Origin of the sequence: Prosthecobacter gellanilyticus, from assembly GCF_007992435.1 — a bacterium.
GTDB classification, from domain to species: domain Bacteria; phylum Verrucomicrobiota; class Verrucomicrobiia; order Verrucomicrobiales; family Verrucomicrobiaceae; genus Prosthecobacter; species Prosthecobacter gellanilyticus.
The window spans coordinates 146,648-154,389 of sequence record NZ_BKAG01000014.1 but is presented as its reverse complement, the minus strand read 5'-3'; the positions used below and the strand labels follow the sequence as shown (position 1 = coordinate 154,389).

The 7,742-nt window shown below is 56.7% G+C and carries 6 protein-coding genes and 1 tRNA gene; 2 read left to right on the top strand and 5 right to left on the bottom strand.

Annotated elements, in window-relative coordinates; genetic code table 11:
* Positions 1–312 precede the first annotated feature (312 nt).
* The 3 genes from BGE01nite_RS11975 to BGE01nite_RS11965 form a co-directional block, all read right to left on the bottom strand.
* Positions 313–1,176, bottom strand: a complete 864-nt coding sequence (locus tag BGE01nite_RS11975; RefSeq protein ID WP_146850697.1) for a hypothetical protein — start codon at positions 1,174–1,176, stop codon at positions 313–315.
* A 6-nt stretch (positions 1,177–1,182) separates the two neighbouring features.
* A complete protein-coding gene (locus tag BGE01nite_RS11970) occupies positions 1,183–1,962 on the bottom strand; it encodes a dienelactone hydrolase family protein (RefSeq protein WP_146850696.1) in 780 nt (259 codons plus the stop codon).
* A gap of 305 nt (positions 1,963–2,267) precedes the next feature.
* Positions 2,268–2,870, bottom strand: a complete 603-nt coding sequence (locus BGE01nite_RS11965) for a flavin reductase family protein (protein ID WP_146850695.1) — start codon at positions 2,868–2,870, stop codon at positions 2,268–2,270.
* A gap of 864 nt (positions 2,871–3,734) precedes the next feature.
* On the opposite strand from BGE01nite_RS11965, the gene BGE01nite_RS11960 reads away from it, so the two are divergent.
* Positions 3,735–4,175, top strand: coding sequence for an acyl-CoA thioesterase (locus BGE01nite_RS11960; RefSeq protein WP_218032970.1), 441 nt, complete (start codon positions 3,735–3,737; stop codon positions 4,173–4,175).
* 146 nt (positions 4,176–4,321) lie between these two features.
* Positions 4,322–4,395, top strand: a tRNA-Gly gene (locus tag BGE01nite_RS11955).
* Positions 4,396–4,614: 219 nt separating this feature from the next.
* On the opposite strand, the gene dinB is transcribed toward BGE01nite_RS11955, so the two are convergent.
* Together dinB and BGE01nite_RS11945 are read right to left on the bottom strand one after the other, a co-directional pair.
* Positions 4,615–5,661 carry a DNA polymerase IV gene (gene dinB, locus BGE01nite_RS11950; protein ID WP_146850694.1) on the bottom strand — a complete coding sequence of 349 codons (1,047 nt, stop codon included), beginning with the start codon at positions 5,659–5,661 and terminating at the stop codon, positions 4,615–4,617.
* 403 nt (positions 5,662–6,064) lie between these two features.
* The gene (locus BGE01nite_RS11945) at positions 6,065–7,738 is read right to left on the bottom strand and encodes an NERD domain-containing protein (protein ID WP_146850693.1); all 1,674 of its coding nucleotides are present in this window, start codon (positions 7,736–7,738) and stop codon (positions 6,065–6,067) included.
* Positions 7,739–7,742: the final 4 nt, after the last annotated feature.

Below are 7,742 nucleotides of genomic sequence, written 5' to 3'. Positions count from 1 at the left end.
TCTCTCCCGACTCACCTTCGCCCCACAGCCAGGAAGTCGCGCAGCGTCCTGGACTGCGCCGGCCCTCCGGCGCTCTCGAAGTCCAAACGAGATCCTTCTCCCAACAACCCACCGAAGCCCGCCAAACCCTCTCCATCAGCCTAACAAACGATTAATAAACCTGTAACCCCCCTCTCATATTGAGCCGCCCCCATTCCGTGTCTTCCGCGTGTTCCATAGGCCCTCTTCAAGCTCCCTCTCCCCAAATCATAAATCAAAAATCGTAAATGCCCCAACCACTCCATCACTGATCTCATATCCCTCATCTCCTCTTCACGCATCAATGTCCCAAGCCTTCTCCCACTCCGTCTTCCTCAGCTTGTACCCCATCTTCAGCAGCCGCTGCTCCATGTCCGGAAAATGCGCCGCCCCGTAAAAGATCGCGATCCTCTTCTTCCCTGCCGCCACCTGCTTCTCCATCACCTCCAGCGCATGCTTGTTGCGCTCGCCGATGATCGCCGTCCCATTGCCCGCCTCCACACCGGCCATCAGATTCTCCACCCGGTCAAACTCGCTGCCGAGCAGCCGCTTCAGATCTGTGGAGCTGTCCTTGCTCATCAGCATCGTCATGATCAGCGCCATGTCAGAGTTCGCCTTGTTCGGGTCCGCCGTGGCCGCCTGCGCCAGCGCCGCCTTCATCCACAGCGAAAGAAAATTCTCCTTCTTCTCCTCCTGCTTCTCAAAGAAGCCGTCCGTCGTCAGGTCCGCATGCACAAAGTTCTTCGCGCGGTAGTCGATGCATTGCAGCTGGCTCTCCAGCTTCAGCGTGGAGCGCATCTTCTCCTGCAGCGTGCCCAGCCACTGCAGCTTCTTCTCACCATCTGCCACCTTCAGCGTCTCACGCTCCTCCACCGGCCTGCCCACCAGCTCATAGAGCACCACCTCATAGCCCTTGAAGCGCTTGTTCAGCGCCTCAAAGTACTTCTTGTCTGCGATGTGCACCGCGCCCACGAGATCCACGATCACACCAGCCGGCGACTCATAGCTCACGACCGCCGTCTGCAGCGAATCACCCTCGTCAGTCTCAACAAAGCGGATGAAGTCCGTTGCCCCTGGCGACACAGCCCCCGCTTTCTTTTCCTCCGCAGAAGCAGATAGAAGCGCAAAACAAAAGAGGCCGGGCAGCAGATGTTTCATCGTTGGTTAGTTGGTCTTCGCAAAGATCTTGCCAAAGAAAGTCTTCATCTCGTCCCAGGAGGCCTTGTCAGCAGCTTCATTGTAAGCAGCGCCCTTCGAGTTGTCATTGCCAGCCGCCTTCTGCGTGAAGGAATGTACCGCGCCAGGATACGACACCAGCTGGTAGTCCACACCCGCGTCCTTCATCTCCTTCTCAAAGGCAGCGATGCCCGCCGCAGGCACAAACGGATCATCCGCGCCGTGCAGCACCAGCACCTTGCCCTTGATCTTCTTGCCATCCTCAGGCGCCGGGCTGTCCAGACCGCCGTGGAAGCTCACCACACCCTTCAGCGGCGCGCCGCTGCGACCCAGCTCGATCGCCGCCGTCCCGCCAAAGCAGTAGCCGATGCACGCCACGCGTGCCGTGTCCGTGCGCGCATCCTTCAGCAGGATCTGCAGACCCGCGTTCACACGCTCACGCAGCAGCGCACGATCCTTCTTATACTTGCCAGCCTCCTCACCGGCGGCCGGTGGCTGCGGGCGGATCCCCTTTCCATACACATCCACGCAAAAAACATTGTAGCCCAGCTCCGCCAGCATCTTCGCGCGCATCTTCTCATTGTCGCTCACACCCGTCCATTGGTGCACGATCAGCACTGCCGGGCGCTTCGCCTCATCCTTGTCATCAAAGGCCGCCCAGCCCTCGCACTCCACACTCCCCGCCTTGTATTCCACAGGCTTTTCCACGATCGCGCCCAGCGCAGGGAAGGCGATCAAACACAGGGCGGCAAGACGAAGCAGTTTCATAGGGAGCAAAAGCTGGAGGTTGATTGAGAAAGCAGCAAGGCCGGTGTGGTTCAAACACCAGCGAGTGACAAAAAGAGAACTGTTGGAAAATGCAGATTCGCTGGGAAATGAACAATCAACCCCAGCATCCAAGTCTTAAACGCACCTCCAGCGCCATTAGATACGGCCTTTCAAAAGTTCCATCCCTTACCCATTCCCTCCGGCCACACCTTGTCCTTGGGATTTGAAGATTGGGTCATTCCTTGGTCATTAGGGCTTGGACATGGGTCATTCCCCCCTCATTCGCCAGCCCGGCCCCCAGCTATTCACCCTGGGCGCCTCATCTCAAAGAGGTCCGTCGTCTTGCAGTACCAGTGGGGCGACTGCATCCGCCCGATCGGCGCATATTTGCCCGGCCTCACCAGCCATGTCTCCGGATCAAAAACCCCGTCCTCCACATGCACCCGCAGCACCTCGCCGATGATCAGCCGGTTGTCCCCGATCTCGATGATGCTATGACACCGGCACTCCAGGCTCGCCGGCGCCTCCGCGATCCTTGGCGGCTTCACCACACTGCTCGGCACTGCCGTCAACCCGGCCAGCTCCAGTTCATTCTCACCCGGCGGCAGCGTCGCCGAGCAGCGGTTCATCTGCACCGCGATCGACTCATCCACCAGGTTCACCACAAACTCCTGCGTCAGCCGGATGTTCCGCGCCGTGTCCTTTGGCACCCCCGGTTCCCGATCCCCCGGGCACAGCCCCACGATCGGTGGTGAATCCCCCAGCACATTGAAGAAGCTGAACGGGGCCGCATTCACCCGCCCCTCCCCATCCACCGTCGTCGTCAGCGCGATCGGCCGCGGCGTCACCAGCCCCGCCAGAATCATATAAGCATGCTCACGCAACGGTCCTGTCAGGTCGAGTTCCATAATAAAAAGATAAAAGTCCAGTAACCTCAGAGAATACGTCTTCAAGTCCACCCTCGTCCTCCCCATCGCATCAGGTCAGCCGATTCAGGCTGGATCGACCTTGATGAGCCTGGATCGCCCCCAAGTGGCCATTTCAACCACCCCGACCAGGTCGGATCCACTCGGATCGCCCAGTGTAGCGGCCGGCGTAAGCCCGCCCTTCTCTGAAGCTCGCCGACTCAAAACCAACCTTGATCCACCTGGATCTACTTGGATCGCCCCCTAGTGGCCAACTTTCTCCGAAAGTTGATCCCCCGCGTCCTCCCGCAAAATCCAACCTGGATCCACCTTGATGAGCCTGGATTCCCTTCGGAACCACTGAAGATCGTCCCTCTGGACGTACAACCCCATTCCAATGGGGTTAGCCCCGAGCTACCCAGGAGCTTCGCGGTCCCTACACCACCCCGATCAGGTCGGATCCAGTCGGATCGGTCTTCTTCGAAACCACCGTCAATCCCGCATGCGGGATCAACCACAGTAAACAATCGTCAACTGCTCCCGTCCCTTTCCGTGTCTTCCGCGTGTTCCGTAGGCCCTCATAAAATCATCTTCCTTTTCCCGATCGGCCTCTGTCACAAACCACCGTCAACAACTGTCAACCACGGTAAACAACCGTAAACGCTCCCTTTCATAGCGCCCGCACCCTACACCCTCTCCAACTCCCCTCCAAGCGTCCCAAGCGGACCCATTGGACACCGCGAATTCACCTCAATTCCCAATTCATAAATCCATCTTCCCTATTAGCGTCCCATCAGCGTCTAATCAGCGGTTAAAAAAACTCTGCCCCATTTCTCCAACACTCCATCTCTCCTGTCCGCTCCTCCCATGCCCGAAGAAACCCCCACCATCGAAACCCGCGAGGAAGTCATGTTCTTCGACACCGACATCGGCGGCGTCGTCCACAACATCGCCTACCTCCGCATGATCGAGACCGCCCGCACCCGTCTCGCCGCCAAGATGGGCATGAACCTCCGTGAGATGGCCGTCACCCAGATCTACCCCGTCGTCGTCCGCACCGAGATCGACTACCGCAAGCCCGCCACCCTCGGCGACCACCTCGTCATCACCGGCCGCCTCGAGCGCCTCGAGCGCGTCCGCTTCTGGGTCGCCTTTGAAGTCCGCCGCGCCGGAGAGGAAACCCTCCTCATCTCCTGCCGCCAGTCCCTGGCCCTCGTCCAAATGCCCCAAGGCAAACCCCAACGCCTCCCCGACGACTGGCCCGAAAAATACGCCCCCCTCTTCCTCAAACGCGAAGACGGAAAGTAAGGCAGCACCACCCAATCAACGGCGAACCGAGAACTGGACTCCTTCAACGAACAACCAAGAACAAGGAACCAAGAACAACGGTTTGCACAGTCTTGACAAGTCATCGCTCCCCACCTTCAATCGCCGCCATTCCGCTGCAACACCATGCGGGTGTAGTTCAATGGTAGAACACGAGCTTCCCAAGCTTGATACGTGGGTTCGATTCCCATCACCCGCTCCATCAGTTGATAATCAACGATTTAGATCTTTGGATCGCTTCTAAAAGGTGGTTTTTGGTAACGTGGGTGGTAACATATCCGACCAAATTCAACCATGTTTGGCAACGTTTGGCCGATGTGAAATAGGCGTTCCGACATTAATAATGGTGATCCGTCACGAGTAGTTGTTCTGTCGAGTATCCTAGTGACTGGGCTCTTGTGGAGCTTCACACTCCTCTGGTTCAAAACGACAACAAAAACTGATCTCGTGTGGGTGGAACTAGGGTTGAAAGACCGATGCCGAGCAACCTCAAAGGCTGCTTCACCAATTGATTTTTAGCCAGGAGGAAGCAGGCAAGGTGATAAATCTCACGAGCTGTCGTGACAGGTTCCTGCAGGCGTATCTGCCGGGTGAATGTGGTGAAATCGCTATACCTCACCTTCACCTGGACTGTTAAGGCTGCCACACCTTCGGTATCGAGTGTTTGGGCCACATCTCTCGCCATTTCCTTGAGAGCCGCACGTAATGTAGGTCGATGATCCGTGTCATTTAAAAAAGTGGTTTCCGCACTGATGCTTTTGCGCTCATCGCTCAGATCCACCGGCCGATCATCAATTCCCAAGGCACGCTGCTTTAAGGTCTCGGCAAATGAACCTACAATGGTTCCAAGATCGAGGGTGGTGTTTTGCAGTTCGCCAATGGTTTGAATTCCTTTGGCTTGGAGTGCTTGAGCTGTGACTGGTCCGACACCGTTGATTGATCCGACTGGAAGAGGCTTCAAAAACTCCACTTTCTCCTCGTCACGAATCACAGTTAGCCCATCCGGCTTCTGAAACCCGCTTCCCAGCTTAGCGAGAAACTTGTTTGAACTCACACCGATGCTTGAGGTCAGTCCACGTTCGTCTTTGATTCGCCGTTTGATCTCTCGCGCCAACTCGACTGCATCACCCATTTCGCTAAGGTCTAGGTAGGCTTCATCTACAGACATCCGTTCGACCAATGGAGTAAAACTCCGCAGGATCTCCATGATGAGAACGGATTCAGCGCGATAAATCTCCATCCGAGGACGAACAAAGATGCCATGAGGACAGAGCTTTGCGGCGGTTCTTGAAGGCATGGCAGACCGCACCTTGAATTTCCTGGCTTCATAGCTGGCTGCACACACCACTCCTCTTTGATCAGCCGGAGAACCCACGATCACGGGCTTTCCTCGGAATTCAGGATGGTCACGCTGCTCGATGGAGGCAAAGAACGCATCCATGTCGACGTGAAGAATTACTCGTGGCATGACTTAGAGGGGGATGGATGCTAAGCCCGTTCATGCTCTTCGCAAGTTGATGGCGGAAAAGGCGTGCGCATCGGTGCTGCTCAATTGTGTATCCGTCCCGTTCCCTCGATCCAGAGCATCTCCGGAGGTCGTTTTGGTCCTGACGTGCTGGAGGTCGTCGTGGCTTTGCCCGTCTCATCTTTGAGCGTGGCAGTTTTACCAGCAAGTGAAGACGCAGAGTCAGTAAAGGCGGGAACGGGCAATAGGAGGGCCAGAATCAGCTTCATGCGGACCTTGGACGATTTGAGTAGGGAGATCTTCAGCCCGCCACATCGAAAGGCAGATTGAAATACCCGAAGACAGCCTTGGTCCGCTCAAAGATCTGGCGCTCGTTTAATTCAAGCACGGCGTGTTCAATGAATGACTAGTGTTCGTAGCTTACTAGGCAAAGGAGGTGTTTGGCGCGGGAACTTGCGACGTAGAGATGCGCTCTCGAAAACTGGTCTTCGATAGTGGGCGCACCAAGTTTTGGAATATCATGGACAACAACGGCATCCGCTTCCAACCCCTTAAATCGTCGCAAAGTCGTATGCAGGACAGCTTTTCCAGCTCTCCATTCTTCGAGATCTTCGGTGAGTCGCCAGCGACCAATCGAAGCGGTATGGCGCAGCGAGCTCCTTAAGAGAGGCAGGGCGCTCAAGATGGCGACCTGCTTGCAAGAGAGGCCGCTTGGGCCAGAGAGCCATTCATCAAGACACGCAGCCACCTGTGCTTTCTGCGCCTTTTCATCTACTGCGATCCTGATTGTTGGCGACCTGCCTTCGGGCTGACCAGGCTTTACGGGTATGGCACGCCCGATAGCTTTCGCGCAGAAGTCAGAGATTTGCTTTGTGTTTCTACAGTTGGTGGGCAGATGGAAAGGCGTTCCGAGTTTGGGTAGATGCTGGTGTGTTTGGTGTTGGAGTTGCTGCGCAGGGTCGTAGAACACATAGAGTGGGCCGTCGGAAAGGTCTCGATTGAGCCACTCCACGCTGTCCCACCAGGACTCGTGAAAGTCCTGGCCTTCATCGACAACGACAGCGTCGAAGCGGTCTTTATCCAAGCGTTCGATGGCATTCTCAAAGAGCCTTGCTGCCGATGTGCTCCAAAATGCCTCATCCTGACTGGCTGCCGGAAAGGCGACTTTTGCCCTGGTGCACCATTCGAGCGCCATGCGGTGATAGTTGATTGCGGTTATTTGGTCTTTCTGTTCGATAACCTGCTCAGCCAGCCAATCGGCGAGCATTCGGTTGTAGCAGAGGAGCAGCACTCGCTTACCTTCATCGGCGAACTGCCGGGCTTTGGCGAGTGCGAGCTGAGTTTTGCCGGAACCTGCGACTCCCTCCACGGCTGCTCGGCGATGTTGATTGAGAAAAGTGAGCAGTAGCAACTGATCCTCCGTGAAACGAAACAGGATGCGCTCTTGCTGCTCGATCTCACGCCACAAAGCAGGCGTGAGTTTGAACTCGGAGGTGAGCGCCTTCATCAAGCCATCGAGCACCGAAGTGGGCAGCGGCGTGTGGTCTTTTCGGCGGTCAAAAGCGCGGAAGAGAGCTTCCAGGCGTGTGCCGAGTTTGCTCAGGTCACTGGCGGCGAAGAGATTGGCATTCACCGCTCCAGGTGGCGCGGTGCCGGTCCATTCACAGTCAGGAAACACAGCGCAGTAGCCGCGCACGAATGGCAGTTCATTTCTGAAGTAGCGCTCTTTTGCGGTGGCTTCAAGGATGTGCATGTTCTTGGCTGCCTGCACGAAGGGGTCCTTCATTTCATGGCGTGCTCCGTGCCGCTCCCAGCGCATCGTGCGCTGGTCGTAGTAGACGTGTCCGCCCTTCACCTCCACGACCAAGATGCCGAAGCGTGGATGCAGGACGACAAAATCTGCCTCTCCTTCGTGGAGGTTCACCTTGCCACTGCGCTCGTGCCTTTCGGGCCGCAGCCAGGGGTAGCTATGAAAGACGACAACTTCAGGTGGTAGTTGCGCACAAAGGGCCTCGGCTACACTGCGCTCGGAGGGATGCTCGATTGTAGATGTGTCGTGATGGGGGACGAGGCGTGCCATGTCG

Coding starts and splice junctions, on each gene's coding strand:
- BGE01nite_RS11975 (WP_146850697.1), bottom strand. CDS start 1,176: ATGAAACATCTGCTGCCCGGCCTCTTTTGTTTTGCGCTTCTATCTGCT.
- BGE01nite_RS11970 (WP_146850696.1), bottom strand. CDS start 1,962: ATGAAACTGCTTCGTCTTGCCGCCCTGTGTTTGATCGCCTTCCCTGCG.
- BGE01nite_RS11965 (WP_146850695.1), bottom strand. CDS start 2,870: ATGGAACTCGACCTGACAGGACCGTTGCGTGAGCATGCTTATATGATT.
- BGE01nite_RS11960 (WP_218032970.1), top strand. CDS start 3,735: ATGCCCGAAGAAACCCCCACCATCGAAACCCGCGAGGAAGTCATGTTC.
- dinB (WP_146850694.1), bottom strand. CDS start 5,661: ATGCCACGAGTAATTCTTCACGTCGACATGGATGCGTTCTTTGCCTCC.
- BGE01nite_RS11945 (WP_146850693.1), bottom strand. CDS start 7,738: ATGGCACGCCTCGTCCCCCATCACGACACATCTACAATCGAGCATCCC.